Origin of the sequence: Streptomyces sp. NBC_00503, assembly GCF_036346895.1 — a bacterium.
Classification (GTDB): Bacteria; Actinomycetota; Actinomycetes; order Streptomycetales; family Streptomycetaceae; genus Streptomyces.
Genome location: NZ_CP107855.1, coordinates 6,128,422 through 6,145,557 on the forward strand (window position 1 = coordinate 6,128,422; position 17,136 = coordinate 6,145,557).

Here is a 17,136-nt window from a genome sequence, read left to right on the forward strand (position 1 = left end):
GGTCGCGACAGGAAGAGAGGAAGGAAGGCAGGCCATGGACACGAGTGACGCCGCAGTGGTTGGCGCTCAGGACGTGCTCGCCGGATTCGCTGCTCAGGTGGCAGCGCAGCGGTCCGCCGTCGCGCTCGACGGGGGCCCGTCCCGCCGCATGACGTACGGCGAGCTGTACGGTGCCAGCGAGGCCCTGGGACGACGGATACTCAAGGCCGGTGTGACACCCGGGCAGATCGTGGGCCTACTGTTCGACTCGGGGCTCGATTTCACCATCGCGGCCCTGGCCGCCCTGAGGGCCGGCGCCGCCTTCCTGCCTCTGGACCGCAGGCAGCCCGCGGAGCGCCTGGCCGCGGTTCTCGCCGAAGCCGCCGTGGAGGTGGTGATCTGTGATCCCGGGAACGAGGCTTCGGTCCCGGACGGCCCCCGCATTCTCCGCAATGGCGACGGAGACACGGAACCGGACGCCGCAGAGGTGTCCCTTCCGGAGCCGGACGGGGCCGCGCTCGCCTATGTCTTCTACACCTCGGGGTCGACCGGGCGGCCCAAGGGTGTGGCCGTCGGACGCGCGGAACTCGCGGCCTTCGCCCGGGCCTTCGCCGACCGGCTGCCCCTGCGGGCCGACGACGTGGTGCTGCAGATAGCCGCTCTCGGCTTCGACGTCGTCATCGAAGAGATCTTTCCCGCCCTGATCGCCGGCGCCACGATCGCGTTCGCCCACGAGAACGGCCCGCTGGCCCCCCACGAGCTGACGAGCCTCATGGAGCAGCGCGGTGTGACGTCCGTCGAACTGACGACGACGTACTGGCACGAATGGGTGCGCCAGCTGCACGAAGAGGGCCGCCGGCCCCCGGCGGCCCTGCGCCGCGTACTTGTCGGCAGCGACAGGCTCGACCGCGGCCTCGTCGGCCGGTGGCTGCACTGGGGAGTCCCACTCATCCACGTGTACGGAACCACCGAGACGGTCGTGACGAACACCATGCACGTCGTGAGCGGCGAGGCCGTCAGCGATCCGGACCGCCCGGTACCGGTGGGCACGTCTCTCGCCCACAGCTCAGTCCACATCCTCGGCGACGACCTGCGGCCCCTCGAGTTCGGCGAAACGGGGGAGATCGCGGTGAGCGGCGCCCTGGCGCGCGGGTACCTGGGCGCGCCCCAGCTCACCAGGGACCGCTTCGTGGAGATCAGGACCGGGCCCGATGAACCCGGCACGCGCGTCTACTGCACGGGTGACCGTGGACGGCTCCTCCCCGGCGGAGTGCTGGAGTTCCTCGGGCGGGAGGACGCACAGATCAAGATCCACGGCTTCCGGCTCGAACTGGGCGAGGTCGAAGCGGTCCTGGAACGGCTGCCCTGGGTCGAGCGGGCCGTCGTCGTCAAGGCGGCCGGCGCGGAGGTCTCTCGCCTCCTGGGATACGTCAGGCGGGTCGGAGCCCCCAATCCGCGTGCGCTGACCGCGCAGGAGAACGGTCAGTTGGCCGACCACTGCCGAGGCGCCCTGCCGCCCCATGCCGTCCCTGCGGAGTTCTTCGCCTGCGAAACCTTCCCGGTCACGGTCAACGGAAAGGTCGACCGCGTCCTGCTGGCCGAGACGGACGCCGACCGCGCCACCATGAGCGTGAGCGCACCGCTCCCGGACGGCCCGCTGCTGGATCCCGTCTGTGCCGACGTGGTCCGAGCCTGGCAGGACGTGCTCGGCCGCACCGGCCTCGACCCCGACCAGGGGTTCATCGCGCAGGGCGGAAGCTCCCTGGCCGCCATGCGGGTCATTGCCGGGCTTCGGGCCCGGTTCGGGGTGGCCGTGCCGCTGACCCGGCTGCTGCGCGCACGCTCCGCCGGCGAGCTCGCTCGCTTCATCGAGACGGAGCAGGCCGCCGGCACCGGCGGCCCGAGCAAGGAGCTGACGGAACACCGTGTCTAGTCAGGCAGCACCGCTGTCCACCATCCAGGAACGCCTCTGGTTCCTCTGGCAACTCGATCCTTCCGCCACGCACTACAACATCAGCTTCGGCTGGCGCTGCGTGGGACGGGACGCCCATGCCGTCGAGCACGCCGTACGCGCGGTCCTCGCACGTCACGAGGTGCTGCGCGGCGCCTACCGTACGGACGCCACGGGGATCCCGAACCGGTTTACCCTCCCTGCCGACCAGGTCCCCCTCAGGACCGTCACCCTGCCCGACGGGGCGGCGGCCGAAGGGGCCGTCGACGCACTGATCGCGGCGACCCACGCCGAACCGTTCGATCTCGGCGCCTCATCGGCCCGGATCGTGCTTGCCACCGAGCCCACCGGCGCCTCGCACGTGCTGTGGACCTGTCATCACATCGCCGTCGACGCCTGGTCCATCCAGCTGATCAGGGACGACCTCGCAGCACTGCTGGGACCGCACCCGCACGAGCTGCCCGCACCGCCCGCCACGTACGCCGAATTCGCCCGCTGGGAGTCTTCGGTACACCGTGACCCGGGCGCCCCGTCCGCGATCGCGCGCCGGGCCCGCATCGCGGTGGCCGGGCCTGCGACGACGCCGTGGGGGAAGCCGCAGACTCCCGATGTGTACGGGGCACCCGCAGGCGAGGTGCACACGACCGTCGAGGGGCAGGACTTCATCAACCTCACGGCACGCGCTTCGGCCGAGGGCATCACCCTGTACGGGTTGGGCCTGGCCGCCTGCGCGATCGCCCTGTCGGAGTGGTGTGCCACCGACGAAGTGGTCGTAGGCGCGAACATCGCCAAGCGGCACCTTCCCGGTCTGGACTCCGTGGTCGGCATGTTCGTCGACCCCGTCGTCCTCCGGCTGCCCATCGACCGGTACGGCACCTTGCGGGACGCCGTGGAGCGGGTCTGGGACGGCTTCCTCGATGTGGTGGAGGACTCCGACGCCCCCCATTTGGACGTGGTGCGCGCCGCGGCGAGGATGCGCGCGGACCGGCATGGCCCGCTGTTCGACGTGATCGTGACCTCCTCCGAGGAAGAGCAGTCCCGGCAACTGCCGGGAATCGCCATGGAACCGACTCCCGCACCCTCGCCGACCGCGGTCAAGTTCGGGCTCAGCGTGGAGTTCATCGTCTCTCCCGAACGGCTCCGCATCCACCTCATCCACCCGGACACCGGCTGCGAGGCACCCGCCGTGGCCCGGTTCGCCGACCGGGTATGCAGCCTGCTGCGCGCCATGGCGGCGATGGGGCCCGACACCCCGGTCCCCCACCCTCCGCCATCGACCCGGACCGGCGGCCGCTTCGCCGTGCTCGTCGACGAGCCGGTGTCCCGAGCAACAGTGCCAACCGAAGGGATCACCCCGTGAAGCTCCGCCGAGCCCCACTCGAGGACTGGCTGCGCGACTACTACTTCGACGCCCGGATCGACATCAGCTCCAGTGGGGTCGAGCCGTACGCCATGACCGATCTCTTCCGGTTGACGGCACTTGAGCCCGAGGACCTCGCCGACGTGGTGTTCCGGGACAGCAGGTCCTGCGGCGCCCCGGAACTGCGCGCCGCGATCGCCGAGCGATGGGGCGACGGGGACCTCGGCCGGGTCATGGTGACCTCAGGCTCGGGCGAAGTGCAGTACATGGTGCTCACGACCATCCTGCGCCCCGGTGACGAAGTGGTCGTCGTCGAGCCCGCCTACCACACGCTGGTGGGCATCGCGGAAGCGATCGGCTGCAAGATCGTTCCCTGGAAGTTGCGTTGGGAGGACGGCTTCGCACCGGATCTGGACGAGCTCGCCACGCTGGTGACGCCCCGGACCCGAGCCGTCATCGCCAACTTCCCGCACAACCCGACGGGTATGAGCGTCAGTCCGCAAGAACAGAGCCGCATCGTTGACATCGCCCGGATGCACGGCACGTACCTGATCTGGGACTCGGTGTTCGCGGACATGACGTACGACCACGGGACACCCCCCAATCCCGCGATGTCCTACGCACGTGCGATCTCCTTCGGGACGCTGTCGAAGGGGCTGGGGCTGCCCGGCCTGCGGGTCGGCTGGTGCTTCGCCCCCGAGGAGCTCATCGAGGAACTCGTGGTCCTGCGCGACTACACGACCCTGGCGCTGTCGCCCCTGGTCGAGACGGTCGCCCTGCACGCGGTGCGGGGCGCGGACGCCCTGCTGGAGCCGAGGATGCGCCTCGTGCGCGAGAACGTGGAGCGGGTCGCCGCCTGGGTGGACGATCACGAGGACCATGTCGGCTGGGTGCGTCCGCACGGAGGCGCCGTGGCCTTTCCCCGGCTGCACGGAGTCGACGACGAGGTCTTCTGTGACCGGCTCATGCGGGACCACGGCGTCCTGCTGGTCCCGGGCAGCTGCTTCGGTTCGCGGGGCCACGTCCGGCTGGGTTTCGGCGTCCCGGCCGACCAGCTCGACGACGGTCTCAGTGCCATGTCCAGCCTCCTGGGGCACGGAGTCCGCCCATGACGGACAGCACCTTCGAAGCGGTGGCCTGTGTCACCTCGACACGCGATCCGGACCTTTGCGAAGACGACAGGATCCTGCTCGCGGCACTCAGGGCCCGCGGCATCGAGCCGGCGATCCTGCCCTGGGACGACCCCACGGCCGACTGGAGTTCGTTCGCCCTGGTGGTCGTCGTATCGCCCTGGGACTATCCGGACCGTTCGCCGGAGTTCTTGAAGTGGTACGAGCAGGTGTCCGCAGCAACAACGATCGCGAACTCGGTCGCAGCCGTCCACGGCAACCATCACAAGGGCTACTTGGCGAAGCTGGCGGAGGCCGGTGCTCCGGTCGTACCCACCGTCGTGGTCCGGGACCCGGCCGAGGCCCGTGCCGTTGCGGAGCGGCGCGGCTGGTCCGAAGGCGTGGTGAAGCCCGTCACGGCGCTGGGGGGACGCGGCGTGGCCTTGCTGTCGTCCGTCCGGACGACCCACTTCGGTGAGGCCCCGGGCACGGGTGAGTGGTGTCTGCAGCCGTTCCTCCGCAGCATCCGCACCGAGGGCGAGCTCTCCGTCGTCTGCATCGACGGCCGGCTCAGCCACGCGCTCGTCAAGCGTCCACCCGAGGGCGACATACGGGTGCACGAGGGCTACGGGGGTACGCACGAGCCGCATCCGCTCACTCCGGAACTCAGAGAGGTGGCGCAGGCCGTGATCGACGCGGCGGACTGCCGTGACGAGTTGTACGCCAGGGTCGACCTGATCCGAGCGGACGACGGACGGCTCCAACTGATCGAGCTGGACCTGACGAGTCCGTGCTTGTTCTTCTGTCACCGACCCGAGGCCGCCGACGACTTCGCGGACGCCGTGGTCCGCAGGATCACTCATCACAGTCAAACCAGGGTGGGCGGAAAGAAAGATGATTGACACTCTCAAGCGGGCAGACCTCCTCTCCATGCGCCAGTTCGGGAGGGTGGAACTCGAAGTCTTCTTCGACCGCGTCGCCATGGTGGCCAGGCGCTCGCGCGAGGAATCGCTCCGCTCCCTCGACGGACGCATCCTGGTGAGCGCCTTCTACCAGAACAGCACGCGCACCCGGCTCTCCCACGAGTCCGCGATGCTGCGCCTGGGCGGTCGGGTCGCAGGTTTCGCCGATCCGGCTTCGACCAGAGCGGGAGACCATTTCCAGGAGTCCCTGGGCGACATCGCCACGATGCTCTCGAACTACGGCGACGTCATCGTGCTGCGGCACCCGCAGACGGGAGCAGCCGAGTCGTTCGCCGCGCACGCGAACGTACCGGTCATCAATGCGGGCGACGGCTGGGGCGAGCACCCCACCCAGGCGCTCACGGACCTGTACACGGTCCGTGAGCACTGCGGCCGGCTCGACGGAACGACCTGGATCCTGAGCGGTGATCTCCGGATGCGCACGATGCGATCGGTGTTGCTCGGCTTGCGGCACTACGGATGCACCGTGCTGCTCGCGCACCCGGACGACATGAGCCCGGACCCCGCGCTCATCGAAGAGGTGAGGGCCTCCGGGTGCACGGTCGAAAGGATCTCCTCGATCGCGGAGGGACTGCCGCGGGCCGATGCCGTGTACATGGAGCCCGTGGTGCAGCCCGACTACGGTGTGGGGCGACACCTCGCGGAGGCCGACAAGCCGTCGACTCCCGCCGCCTACAGGGTTGACCGCGCGATGCTCGAAGCAGAAGCTCGCCCCGAACTCCTCGTACTGCACTCGCTGCCGCGCCTGGACGAACTGTCGCTGGACGTGGACGCCACTGCGCACAACGGGTACTGGCGGGAGGCGGCGAATGCCGTCCACATCAGGATGGCGCTGCTGGAGGAGATTCTGGGCGGTTGACCTGCGTCTGCCGTTCTGCCGCCGCTGGGTGCGGCGGCAGGCGTGCTCCCGGTCCACCCGCCGGTCCGGCGGGCGCTGTGGCCGGGTGGGTCAGGCCAGGGTGAGCGGGAGGGCCGACAGGCCTCGGGTGAGGCGGGTTTGGCGCCAGGTCGGGGGGGTTTCGGGGGTGGCCAGGCGGGTGTTCGGGTAGCGGGTCAGTAGGGTGCGCAGGGCGATTTCGGCTTCGGCGCGGGCCAGGGGGGCGCCCGGGCAGCGGTGGATACCGTGGCCGAAGGAGAGGTGGGCCGTGGCTTCGCGGTCGAGGTTCAGGGCGTTCGGGTCGGGGAAGGCTGCCGGGTCGCGGTTGGCGGCGCCGGGGGAGATCAGGACCGGGTGGCCCGCCGGGATGTCGGTGCCGCCGATGCTCAGGTCCTGCGTGCTGTAGCGGAAGGTGGCCACGCTCACCGGGGAGTCGAAGCGGAGCAGTTCGTCCAGGGCGCCGGGGATGAGGGACGGGTCGCGGCGCAGGCGGTCGAAGGCCTCGGGGTGGCGGAGCAGGGCCAGGACGGCGTTGCCGATGAAGTGGGTGGTGGTCTCGTGCCCGGCGACCAGGAGGAGGGCGGCCAGGGAGATGGTCTCGTCGCGGGTGAGGCCTTCTTCGTCGCAGTTCTGGAGGAGGGTGTGGAGCGGGCCGTTGGTGGGGGTCGTGCGGGCCCTGTCGATCAGGTCGGTGAGGTAGTCGCCGATGTGGTGTGACGCGGCGTCGACGCGGGTCGTGTCGGTCGCGTCGAAGAGGTCGTGGGAGCGGGCGGCCAGGGTGGCGCGGTCGGGTTCGGGTACGCCCAGGAGTTCGCAGACGACGGTGACCGGCAGGGGGACCGCCAGCTCCGCCACCAGGTCGATCTCCGTGCCCGGTCGCCACGTGGACGTGAGGTCGTCGACGATTTGGGTGATGAACGGGCGGAGGGTGTGGACGCGGGTGGTTGTGAACAGCCTTGTTGCTACCCGTCGTTGGCGGGTGTGCGCGGGTGGGTCGCTCGCCAGCATGTTGCGGGAGATCGCCGGGTGCAGGTCGCGGTTCGAGGGGCGGCCGGCGAAGAAGCGGGCCGTGTCCTTGGACAGGCGGGGGTCGGTGAACGCCTCGCGGGCCTCGGCGTGGCCGGTGACCAGGTACGCGTGGTGTCCGCCGGAGCCGGTGGGGACGCGCTGGACCGGGCAGCCTTCGCGCAGCCGGTCGTAGGTGGGGTAGGGGTCGGCGAAGAAGCGGGGGTCGCGCAGGGGGTCCTGGCGCGGGGCGGTCATGAGGCCGCGCCCGCGTGCTCGGGGGTCGGCTGGTGCGCGTAGGCCGCCGCGACCAGCAGCAGCCAGGCCGTCTCCGCCGGGAGGTCGCCCTTGCGGGAGCGGGTGCCGGCGGCGGGCGGGGCCTCGTCGCCGTCGACGGGGAGTCCGGCGCGCTTCGTGTGGACGGCCGCGGCGATGACGGCCGCTTCGACTTCGGCTTCGCCCTCGGGGGTGTCGGCCGTGCCCCGGCGGGCCACTTCGGCGGCCGCGGCGTCCCGTACCGAAGTCTGGCGGTACCGGCGCAGGGCCAGCACGCAGTCGTTGATCTCGATGACCCGGCGGTGCAGGTGGAAGTCGAGGTCGTGGGTGTCGGCCCCGGTGCTGTCCGGGTCGAGCACGACCTCGGGGACCGCGGAGGTGACCTCGCGCCACAGGGGTTCCAGGGCGGTGAAGGAGTTCCGTTCCCAGCGGCGGCGGCGCAGCTGGCTGAGCGGCCACAGCAGGGCGGGGAGGGTGAGTCCGACGGTGATGAGGAGGACGGCGACGGCCGGTGCGGTCACGCTGAAGGTGCAGCGGAAGGGGGTCAGCGGGCTCGAGCACCGGGCGTTGTCGGGCACGAGCCCGAGGCCGAGGCCGATGGAGACCAGGGCGAAGAGCTTGTACGCGGAGTAGACGAGGGCGAAACCGCAGCCGATCGAGGTCGTGCGCAGGCCCCAGCACTGACTGCGGCGGGTCGAGCGCTTGGACTGGGCCCAGGTCTGGAGGAGGAAGTCCTTGGCCGTGTAGCCGAGGTAGGAGATGTAGATGAGCACGTAGCACGCGTACAACACCGGGCTCCGGCCGGTGACTTGTTCGGCGGCGAAGAAGGCGGTCATGCCGGTGACGGAGATCGCGAGGGCGATGACGCGCAGCCGGATCTGCCGGTGGGCCCGTTCGCGGTCCAGGTTGAGCTGGAAGAGGAAGGCGAGGACCGAGGTGGCCGCCGTCAGGGTGAAGGCGTTGCTGAGGAGCCGGGCGACGTGGGGGACCACCGATTCGACCGCGTGCTCCACGGCGGGGGCGTACGAGGCGAAGGCCAGGGCGAACGAGGTCAGGAGCGCCGCCATCGCCCAACTGCCCGTGGGACGGTGTCCGCCGCGTCCGCGCACCCAGTAGGCGGCGAAGCACAGCAGCACGACGGCCATGCCCGTGAAGAGGATGTTGATCATTTCCGGTGGCGCTTCTTCCTGTGTGGCTTGGCGAACAACGCGTCCCAGCTCTCGGCGCCGCTGGCGGGCCGGCTCGACGGGCCTTCGCGTCCCCGGTACATGAGTTGTCGGATCACGCTGGCCATCACCTCGGCCTCGCGTTCGTCCTCGCTGGTGTAGCTGGTGCGGCCCGACATGCGCTGGACGAGGGTGGGGTTGAACCCGATCGCGCGCAGGGTGTCCTGGTCGAGCTCCAGGCTGCCGGGGTGGTCGCAGATGATGTGGCTGATCTCGTGGGCCAGGATGTGGTTCTGGTGGAGGGGGGAGGTGGCCTCCTCGTAGAACAACAGGTCGGCGTCCGGGGTCTCCAGGCGGATTCCGCACGGTGCGTCCATCGCGCCCAGGGTGCTCAGGGGGCGCAGGATGATGGGGCGTCCGCGCTGTTCGGCCACGGCGTCGCGGAGGTCGCGGGTGCTGAAGCGGTGCGGGAGTTGAAGTGCCTCGACGCGCGCCTCACACGTGGCGCGAAGCTGCTCAAGGTCCATGTCCTCACTCTGTGACGCCGGGCGGGGGTGGTCGGCCGGGGCGGACCTCTCCCCGGAAGCCTGCTACGCGCGCCCCAATGCTGACATGTTCGCGACTCCGATCCGAGGGCGGGGTGTTGTTGCGGCAGGGGCGTACGACTGGTCGTGCGGCCGGTCGTGCGGCTGGTCCTGCGGCGGGGACGCCGGGCCGGTGCCGGGGAACGCGCGGCGCCCCCTGCCGATGAGCCGGAGCAGGGGGTGCGGTGTCGGGGAGGGGGCTGTGCGACCGCCGACCGGTGGGCGGGTCAGTCGTCCAGGTCGAGGTCCTGCGCGGGGCCGTCGGTGGTGAGCCCTTCGAGCTTGCGGGCCTGTTCGATGACGGTGGACAGCATCTTCAGGCTGTCGACGCTCAGGCCGTTGGCGCGCAGGGCCACCTTGCGGACGTCCTGGTCGCGCATGGCGGCGAGGAGGCCGATCTCCGCCTTGGTGCGTTCGGCCGCCGCGCTGTCGACGAAGTAGCCCGCGGGGACGCCGAAGAAGTCGGCCAGGGCCTTGATGGTGTGTCGCGTCGGGTTCCGCTTGGCGCCCGTGCGCAGTTGCTGGATGGCGCTCGCCGTCACCCCGCGCCCTTCTCCGGTCGCGGCCTTGAGGATGCCCTCGGCGACCTCCGCGTACGTGTACGGCCCGCGGGAAGGGGGGTGCACCTCGCGGAAGAGGTGGTCCAGGAGTTGGGCGAAGGTGGGCGCCTGGTCATCCTCCACGTACACAACCTCCTTGGCGTGATGCCGAGTCTTTGCCCACCACAGTGTTTCTCGAAGCCCGTCGGGCTGGCCCCGGCAACACTTTGGTTGACGCCGGGCAGTCACTCTGGTGTACGTTACCAATGCTTCGTCGCCACTGAAGTGTCGAGGGTGTGGTGGTGGCGGGATCTGTCGGGTCGGGTTGAGCTTCACGGGGGTGAGCTCGACCGGCGACCCGGAGCGCCGTGGCCGCGTCGGACGGGTTCGCCCCGGCCGGCGCGGCTTCCTTCGGCCTACGAGGTGTGGCGCGGCCCCCCGCGGCCCCCCGCGGCCCCCCGCGGCCCCGCGCGGGCCCGCGGGAGTGGTGCGGCCCGCGGAGAGCGGCCGGATTCAGGCGCTGGTGCCGGCCCGGCCCGTACGGCGGGAGCGCAGCAGCTCCAGGCCGACGGGAATGAGGGACAGGGCGACGATGACGGCGATGATCGGCAGGAGGTAGCGGTCCACGTTCGGTACGGACGCTCCGAGCGCGTAGCCGGCCAGGACCAGGCCGACGGTCCACAGGAGGCCGCCCAGGACCTGCCAGAGGGCGAAGGTGCGGGCCGGAACGGTCAGGATCCCGGCGAGGGGGTTCAGTACCGTCCGCACGATGGGCAGGAACCGTGCCAGGACGATCGCCTTCGCGTACCCGTAGCGCTCCAGGATCTCCGCCGCCCGCTCGGCGCCCTCGCTGATCTTGCGGGACTTCGTCCGGGTCAGGAACGCCGGCCCGGCCTTGCGGCCCAGGAGGTAGCCCGTCTGCGCACCGGCCAGGGCGCCGGTCGCGGCGGCGAGCAGCACCCAGGGCAGTGACAGGTGTCCGGGGGACGCGGCCGAGCCCGCGCACAGCAGGCCGGCGGTGAACAGCAGCGAGTCCCCCGGCAGGAAGAACCCGAGGAGCAGGCCGGTCTCGGCGAACAGGATGACCGCGATGCCGAACGTTCCGAACGCGGCGAGCAGGGACTGGGCGTCGAGCAGGTTCACGGCGAGGTGCACCGGCGGCGCTGCGGCGAGCTGGGTGAGGAACATCCGTACGGTCCCATCGATAATGGTGGCGGGGGGTGGGGCTCGCCGCTGGTCGGGGCTCACCGCTGCGGGCAAGAGGGTGCCGGACCGCCTCGGGGGTGCGGTCCGCCCACCCGGTGTCTACAGGACAGTAGTCCGTCTACCTCACTGTAGACGACCTGTGCGAGAGGGAGGTTTCATGACCGACAGCGCGAGCGAACGCCGTCCGGCGGGCGAGCTGGAGGCCAGCGTCCTGGCGGCGCTGTGGGCCGCGGGGGAACCGCAGTCGGCGGCGCAGGTCAGGGAGGCGATACCGCAATCGCTGGCACGGACCACGGTGGCGACACTGCTCGCCCGGCTGCACGAGAAGGGCGCCATCGACCGCAGTCCGGGCGGGCGGGGCTTCCTGTACTTCCCGGTGGAGGACGCGCACGGTCTCACCGCACGCCGGATGCACCGCGAGCTCGACCAGGACGGCGACCGCAGTGTGGTGCTGGCCCGGTTCGTCGAAGGGCTCAGCTCCGACGACGAGGCGGAGCTCAGGCGGCTGCTGGAGGGAAGCGGGCAGTGATCGCGCTGCTGATCGTCCCCCTCCGGCTGCACCGGGGGGTCGAAGTCGCCCAGGGCGAGCACCCGGCCGACTGACGTCCGGCCGGCCCCTCCTTCGGCCTCGCTTCGGCTTCCACCAGGACCCGACCGTGCCCCGAGCGATCGTCCGGAGCCTTTACTGGCACCGGTCACGGCCGTCTTCCAGGCCCCCGCACGCACCGGGCAGGGGGGGGAGCTGCCGTGTACGAGCAGCAGAGGAACGAGACTTCGGACGCGGGGGACAGCCCTGCCCGGGCCGACCGGGTGGTGGAGCTGCTCGGCGCCCGGGACGAGGTCGAGCCGGCGCTGAAGGATGCGCTGGGCGGACTGCCGCGCGAGCGCGACGAGACGCTGGCGCGGATGGCCGAGGTCCTCCAGGCCACGGCGCAGGGCCTCGCCCTGGACGCCGCCGCGGTATGGGCCGACGTGCCGGAGCGGGTGCTGCGGAACTGGCTGGCGAAGGACCCGGCCTTCGCGGCCGCCCTGCGATCAGCCGAGGCCCTGGCCGAGGCCCACGGGCTCGCCGCCGGCCCCGCCGCCACGCCCACACCCGCGATGGTCCGGGTCGCGGTACTGGCACTCAGCCGGGGAGCGACGTGGCCGCAGGCCGTGGCGGTGGCGGGCTTCCCCGCCCGGGGCTTCCGCCGGCTGTCACAGACCCACCCGGCCCTGGCCGCCCTGGTGGAGGCGGCGCGGCGGGCGCGGCCCCGGAAGCCGAAGAACTTCGTACCGTCCGGCTACCGGCCGCGACGCCCAGGCCAGGCACCGCCTGGCCCCCGCGCCTTCCGCCTCGTACGGCGCGAGGACTAGGGCGACGCGGACCTGACCGACAAGATCCGGAAGAGACGGCCTGGCCCGGGCCCGCCGTCAGGCGGTGAGGACTCCGGCTCCGAGGAGGCCGAAGAGCAGGAGGCCCACCACGATGCGGTAGATGACGAAGGCGTTGAAGGAGTGCTTCGCGACGAACTTGAGGAGCCAGGCGATCGAGGCGTAGGCGACCGCGAAGGAGACCAGCGTGCCGACGGCCAGGGGGAGGGCGTCCACTCCGGCGCCCACCGCGTCCTTGAGCTCGTACAGGCCCGCGCCGGTCAGGGCCGGGATGCCGAGGAAGAAGGAGAGGCGGGTGGCGGCGACCCGTTCGAGGTCGAGGAGGAGGCCGGTCGCCATCGTGGCGCCGGAGCGCGAGAAGCCGGGGAAGAGGAGGGCGAGGATCTGGGAACAGCCCACCAGCATCGCGTCCTTGAAGGTGGTGTCGTCCTCGCCGCGCTTGTGGCGGCCGATCTGGTCGGCGGCCCACATGAGGCCGCTGCCGACGATGAGGGAGCCGGCCACCACCCACAGGGAGGCCAGGGTGCTCTCGATGAGCGGTTTGGCGGCGAGCCCGACGACCACGATGGGGATGGTGGCGTAGATGACCCACCAGGCGAACTTGTAGTCGTGGTGGTACCGCTCCTCGCGGTCGACCAGACCGCGCCCCCACGCGCTCACGATCCGCACGATGTCCTTGAAGAAGTACACCAGGACCGCGGCGATGGCTCCGACCTGGATGACGGCGGTGAAGGCGACGACGGCCTTGTCGTCCACCGGGATGCCCATCAGGCCTTCGGTGATCTTCAGGTGGCCGGTGGAGGAGACCGGCAGGAATTCGGTGACTCCTTCGACGACGCCGAGGATCGCCGCCTGTCCGATGCCGATGGTGCTCAATTGGTCCGTCCCTGAGGTTGGTTCGGTGGGGTGGATCCCACACGTCTACATGTATGTAGACCCCGAGGTGACTGTAGAGGACGGGTGCGGAGCGACCAACATCGGGCAGGGGACTTCGGTCCGGGCGGCTTCGGCTGGCCGAGCACGACCGCCAGGAGGATGACCGCCATGCCCACGATCTGGAGGGCGGACAGCGTCTGGTCCTTGACGAGGTAGCCCAGCAGGGTCGCCACGACCGGGCTGCCCAGCGCGAGGAAGGAGACCGCCACGGCCGGCAGGCGTTCGATGCCCCGGAACCAGACGATGTAGCTCAGGACAGAGCCGAGGGTGATGAGGTAGGCGAACCCGATGGCGTTGGAGCCGGTGAGAGCGTCGGGAAGGTCCTCCAGCGACAGCCAGAACGGCAGCAGGACCAGACCGCCCGCCGTGAGCTGCCACCCGGTGGACGTGAGCAGGCTGACGCCCTCCGGCCGGCCCCACCGCTTGGTCAGCGTGATGCCCGAGGCCATGCACAGGGCCCCGCCCACCGCGGCGAGGACTCCGACGGTGTCGAGCGACGCCGTGCCCTTGAAGACGAGCAGCACCACGCCCCCGGTGCCCATCGCGCAGGCCAGGGCGTGCACGGGTCTGATCCTCTCGCCCACGAGGAGGGCGGCGAGGACGACGACCGCCATGGGCTGGGCCGACAGGATCACGCCGGCGATGCCGCCCGGCAGCCGGTAGGCCGCGACGAAGAGCAGGAAGTTGAAGGCGCCGATGTTCAAAACGCCCAGCACCAGCGCGCGCCACCACCAGATGCCGACGGGAAGCTTCCGGCCGAGGGCCAGCAGGAACAGGCCGCCGGGCAGGGCCCGTACGGTGGTCGCCAGGAGCGGCCGGTCCGGGGGCAGCAGTTCGGTGGTGACCAGGTAGGTGCTGCCCCAGACCGCCGGAGACAGGCCGGTCAGGGCCGCAGTGAGTGCGTTCTGTCTGTTCTTCATCCTGCCTCGAATCTCGCGGGCGAGAGGGCGCGCGCAGACGTGCCTCGGCGAGGTGCGCCCAGGTGCGGGTGGTGGTGGGGAGGGGCCGCGCGGGAGTGGCTGCTGGTCGTGCCGGAGGGGCCCCGGTCGAGGGCCCGCCCGGCGCGGTCGGCGCGGTCGGCCCGAGGGCGTTCCTGCGGCGTGCGGTCGTGACCAGTGTCGGGCCGGGGGCATCCATGAGTCCAACACATGCTTGTCACGCGATGCATCTCGTATCACGATGGATCCGTGGAGCTCCAGCAGATGCGGTACGTGATCGCCGTGGCCGAGACGAACAGCTTCACCAGGGCTGCCCAGCGCTGCCTGGTGGTCCAGTCCGCGCTCAGCCACCAGATCGCGCGCCTCGAGAAGGAACTGGGTGCCAGGCTCTTCGAACGCACCAGCCGCCGGGTCCGGTTGACCGCGGCGGGCGCGGCCTTCCTGCCCGCCGCCCGCCAGTGCCTGGACGCGGCGGAGCGGGCCGCCGCCGAGGTCGCGGCGGCCGTCGGGGAGGTGCGCGGACGCCTCGCGGTGGGGCTGATCCCCACCGTCGCGGCCGTGGACGTCCCCGCCGTCCTCAGGGAGTTCAACCAGCGCCATCCGAAGGCCCGGATCAGCCTCGGCGTGGGAGCGAGCGACGAGCTCGTCGAGCAGGTCGGGCGGGGCGAGATCGAGGTGGCCTTCCTCGGCGTCCCGGTCACGGCGCGCCCCAAGGGAGTCAATGCCCGGGAGCTGGGCCGCGAGCGGCTGGTCGCGGTGGTCTCCCCGGACCACCCGCTCGCCGGAGAGACCTCGGTGGACCTGCGCCGGCTGTCCTCGGAGGTGTTCGTGGACCTCCCGGCGAAGACGGCCGGCCGGGCCCAGTCCGATCTGGCCTTCGCCGCCGCGGGCCTCACCCGCGAGGTCGCCTTCGAGGTGACCAACGCGGACTACCTGGCCCGTCTGGTCGGTGCGGGCCTGGGCGTGGCCCTGCTCCCGCCCGGCTACGTGGCGGGCCTGGCCGGGATGGTCACCATCGAGGTCACGGACGCGCCGTCCCGCGCCGAGTACGTGATCTGGGGCCGGGAGGGCCTCACCCCGGCGGCCGCGGCCTTCCTGGAGCTGCTGGGCCTCGAAGAGGAATGAACGCGGGCGCACGCGGAGGAGCCTGCGGCGACCCCAAGACCCCGTCGGCGCCCCGGGTGACGATCCATTCGCCGACGCGGTGCACCGGCCGCCGATTCTGATGATCGACCGGCTCGAAGTGGCCGAGGACGGCAGCGCCAGCCGGTTCGATCGCAGCATCCGTGGAACCGCGTTCATGTCAGGACGAACCATGTTGCATGGGAGCAGGTGGCGGTCGTGGAGCCTGTCATCGCATCCGTGTCGCCGGATGTGGTGGGCTGCGGCAATACCGACAAGCACTTCGTGTTCCGGTCGTTGTTCGAGGTGGACCCGGTGCGGCAGTGCGGCAGCTTCACCACACAGGTCCAATTCTCCGACCGGGTCGGGCGCGCCTACTTCGCGCTGGTCAAGCCGTTCCACATACGGATCATGCCGGCCCTCATCTCCGCGCCGTTCGAATCCCGGGCCTGGGCCGAGTCGCCGGAACCGAAACGATGAGCGGGCGGACTGGAAGACCACGACGGCTGCCGGGCTCTTCTGTTGGGGGAAGGCCTCAGCGCCGAGGGCCGTGACAACGGCGACGCATCCGTCTCCCCCGTACGGGGGAGACGGATGGCCCCGTGGGTTGAGGTCCGGCGACGGCCCCGTGATGAAAATGGATCACATGCTGAGAAGGAACGCAGTACCCGATGTGCCGCGCTGGGCCGCCCTCACCGCCTACGCCGTACCGCTGGTCACCCTGCCTTCAGGGTTGTGGCGGATCGCCCTGGTCGCCGGGCTCCCGGTGGCCTCGGATCCCGTGCGTACCGGCTGGGGCGTGCTGTACGTCCTGACCCTCACAGCGGTCTCCGAGGGGCTCGCCCTGCTGACGCTCGGTCTGGTGCAGCCGTGGGGCGAGGTCGTGCCGCGGTGGATCCCGCTGATCGGCGGCCGCCCGGTGCGCCCGCTCGCGGCGGTGATACCGGCACTGGTGGGTGCGGCCCTGCTCTTCCTCCTGAGCATCGTGATCGGCATCGTCCAGACGCACAGCCTGACTTCGGGCAGCCTCACGACCTCCGCGACCCAGGACGCCCTCCTCGTCGCCTGCTACGCCCCGCTGCTGGCCTGGGCCCCGCTCCTGGCGGTCACAGCGATCGCGTACCACCGGCGCCGGACGGCCGCTGCTCCCCGGTCGGAGCGCGTGCTCGAGCACCACTGAGCGCAAAGTCCTGCGGCGCCACGTCACATCGGGGTCCGGTTCAGCCGTCCACCGGGAGGCCGGTGTGGGGCTTGATCCGCTTCATGACGATCTGTGAGTTGACCTCGGTGACGCCCGAGAGCGCGGTCAGCTTCTCGATCCACAGGCGCTCGTACGCGCGCAGGTCCGCGACCGCGATGCGCAGGAGGCAGCCGGGGCTGCCGAAGAGGCGGTAGGCCTCGATCACGTCGGGGATGTCCTGGAGGGCCGCTTCGAAGGCCTCCACGGCCTCGCGGTCGCGGCGGACCTCGACGGAGACCAGCACCTCGAAGCCGCGGCCCACCGCCTCGGGGGCGATCATCGCGCGGTAGCCCTGGATGACCCCGTCCTGTTCGAGCTGGCGGACCCGGCGCATGCAGGGGGAGGGGGTCAGGCCCACGCGCTGGGCCAGCTCCTGGTTGCTGAGCCGGCCGTCGGCCTGGAGCTCGCGCAAGATATCTCGGTCGATGGCATCCATTGCGCAATTATCACCTAGCCAGTGTTACGGGAGGGGTCAAAGTAGCAATCGCGTT

Annotated in this window: 18 protein-coding genes; 10 read left to right on the top strand and 8 right to left on the bottom strand. The window is 70.9% G+C overall.

Annotated features, from left to right (window positions below; all coding sequences use genetic code 11):
• The first annotated feature begins 34 nt into the window (after positions 1-34).
• Genes OG490_RS28205 through OG490_RS28225 form a run of 5 tightly spaced genes read left to right on the top strand, consistent with a single transcriptional unit; the run spans position 35 to position 6,241 of the window.
• Positions 35-1,912: a non-ribosomal peptide synthetase gene (locus OG490_RS28205; protein WP_330299068.1), complete on the top strand. Its 1,878-nt coding sequence runs from the start codon at positions 35-37 to the stop codon at positions 1,910-1,912.
• Positions 1,905-3,290 (top strand): condensation domain-containing protein, encoded by a 1,386-nt coding sequence (locus tag OG490_RS28210; protein WP_330299069.1) that lies wholly within the window; start codon positions 1,905-1,907, stop codon positions 3,288-3,290. The genes OG490_RS28205 and OG490_RS28210 overlap by 8 nt, the downstream gene beginning before the upstream one ends.
• Complete coding sequence (gene vioD, locus OG490_RS28215) at positions 3,287-4,402, top strand: capreomycidine synthase (protein ID WP_330299070.1); 1,116 nt, start codon at positions 3,287-3,289, stop codon at positions 4,400-4,402. Before OG490_RS28210 ends, vioD begins: the two co-directional genes overlap by 4 nt.
• Positions 4,399-5,301: an ATP-grasp domain-containing protein gene (locus tag OG490_RS28220; protein ID WP_330299071.1), complete on the top strand. Its 903-nt coding sequence runs from the start codon at positions 4,399-4,401 to the stop codon at positions 5,299-5,301. Before vioD ends, OG490_RS28220 begins: the two co-directional genes overlap by 4 nt.
• Positions 5,294-6,241 (top strand): aspartate/ornithine carbamoyltransferase family protein, encoded by a 948-nt coding sequence (locus OG490_RS28225; RefSeq protein WP_330299072.1) that lies wholly within the window; start codon positions 5,294-5,296, stop codon positions 6,239-6,241. The genes OG490_RS28220 and OG490_RS28225 overlap by 8 nt, the downstream gene beginning before the upstream one ends.
• A gap of 90 nt (positions 6,242-6,331) precedes the next feature.
• Here OG490_RS28225 and OG490_RS28230 read toward each other — a convergent pair whose 3' ends face one another.
• The 5 genes from OG490_RS28230 to OG490_RS28250 form a co-directional block, all read right to left on the bottom strand.
• On the bottom strand, positions 6,332-7,522 hold the full coding sequence (locus OG490_RS28230; RefSeq protein ID WP_330299073.1) for a cytochrome P450 family protein: 1,191 nt from the start codon (positions 7,520-7,522) through the stop codon (positions 6,332-6,334).
• Positions 7,519-8,709 carry an MAB_1171c family putative transporter gene (locus OG490_RS28235; protein ID WP_330299074.1) on the bottom strand — a complete coding sequence of 397 codons (1,191 nt, stop codon included), beginning with the start codon at positions 8,707-8,709 and terminating at the stop codon, positions 7,519-7,521. Before OG490_RS28235 ends, OG490_RS28230 begins: the two co-directional genes overlap by 4 nt.
• Positions 8,706-9,233, bottom strand: a complete 528-nt coding sequence (locus OG490_RS28240) for a regulator component (protein ID WP_330299075.1) — start codon at positions 9,231-9,233, stop codon at positions 8,706-8,708. The genes OG490_RS28235 and OG490_RS28240 overlap by 4 nt, the downstream gene beginning before the upstream one ends.
• Positions 9,234-9,517: 284 nt before the next feature.
• A complete protein-coding gene (locus OG490_RS28245; RefSeq protein WP_330299076.1) occupies positions 9,518-9,973 on the bottom strand; it encodes a helix-turn-helix domain-containing protein in 456 nt (151 codons plus the stop codon).
• Between the two features lie 369 nt (positions 9,974-10,342).
• Entirely contained in the window at positions 10,343-11,017 is a 675-nt protein-coding gene (locus OG490_RS28250; RefSeq protein WP_330299077.1) for a DedA family protein, read from the bottom strand.
• 175 nt (positions 11,018-11,192) lie between these two features.
• Between OG490_RS28250 and OG490_RS28255 the strand changes: the two genes are divergently transcribed.
• Complete coding sequence (locus tag OG490_RS28255; RefSeq protein ID WP_330299078.1) at positions 11,193-11,564, top strand: BlaI/MecI/CopY family transcriptional regulator; 372 nt, start codon at positions 11,193-11,195, stop codon at positions 11,562-11,564.
• A 218-nt stretch (positions 11,565-11,782) separates the two neighbouring features.
• Positions 11,783-12,391 (top strand): hypothetical protein, encoded by a 609-nt coding sequence (locus tag OG490_RS28260; RefSeq protein WP_330299079.1) that lies wholly within the window; start codon positions 11,783-11,785, stop codon positions 12,389-12,391.
• A gap of 57 nt (positions 12,392-12,448) precedes the next feature.
• Here the strand turns inward: OG490_RS28260 and OG490_RS28265 are convergent, their stop codons facing one another.
• The gene (locus OG490_RS28265) at positions 12,449-13,285 is read right to left on the bottom strand and encodes an undecaprenyl-diphosphate phosphatase (RefSeq protein ID WP_330299080.1); all 837 of its coding nucleotides are present in this window, start codon (positions 13,283-13,285) and stop codon (positions 12,449-12,451) included.
• Positions 13,282-14,265, bottom strand: coding sequence for an EamA family transporter (locus tag OG490_RS28270; RefSeq protein WP_330299081.1), 984 nt, complete (start codon positions 14,263-14,265; stop codon positions 13,282-13,284). Before OG490_RS28270 ends, OG490_RS28265 begins: the two co-directional genes overlap by 4 nt.
• 228 nt (positions 14,266-14,493) lie before the next feature.
• Here OG490_RS28270 and OG490_RS28275 point away from each other — a divergent pair, with 228 nt between their 5' ends.
• The 3 genes from OG490_RS28275 (at position 14,494) to OG490_RS28285 (ending at position 16,585) form a co-directional block, all read left to right on the top strand.
• Positions 14,494-15,408 carry a LysR family transcriptional regulator gene (locus OG490_RS28275; RefSeq protein WP_330299082.1) on the top strand — a complete coding sequence of 305 codons (915 nt, stop codon included), beginning with the start codon at positions 14,494-14,496 and terminating at the stop codon, positions 15,406-15,408.
• A 216-nt stretch (positions 15,409-15,624) separates the two neighbouring features.
• Positions 15,625-15,885: a DUF2867 domain-containing protein gene (locus tag OG490_RS28280; protein ID WP_330299083.1), complete on the top strand. Its 261-nt coding sequence runs from the start codon at positions 15,625-15,627 to the stop codon at positions 15,883-15,885.
• A 166-nt stretch (positions 15,886-16,051) separates the two neighbouring features.
• A complete protein-coding gene (locus tag OG490_RS28285) occupies positions 16,052-16,585 on the top strand; it encodes a hypothetical protein (RefSeq protein WP_330299084.1) in 534 nt (177 codons plus the stop codon).
• A 40-nt stretch (positions 16,586-16,625) separates the two neighbouring features.
• Here OG490_RS28285 and OG490_RS28290 read toward each other — a convergent pair whose 3' ends face one another.
• Positions 16,626-17,081 (bottom strand): Lrp/AsnC family transcriptional regulator, encoded by a 456-nt coding sequence (locus OG490_RS28290; RefSeq protein ID WP_330299085.1) that lies wholly within the window; start codon positions 17,079-17,081, stop codon positions 16,626-16,628.
• Between the last annotated feature and the right edge of the window lie 55 nt (positions 17,082-17,136).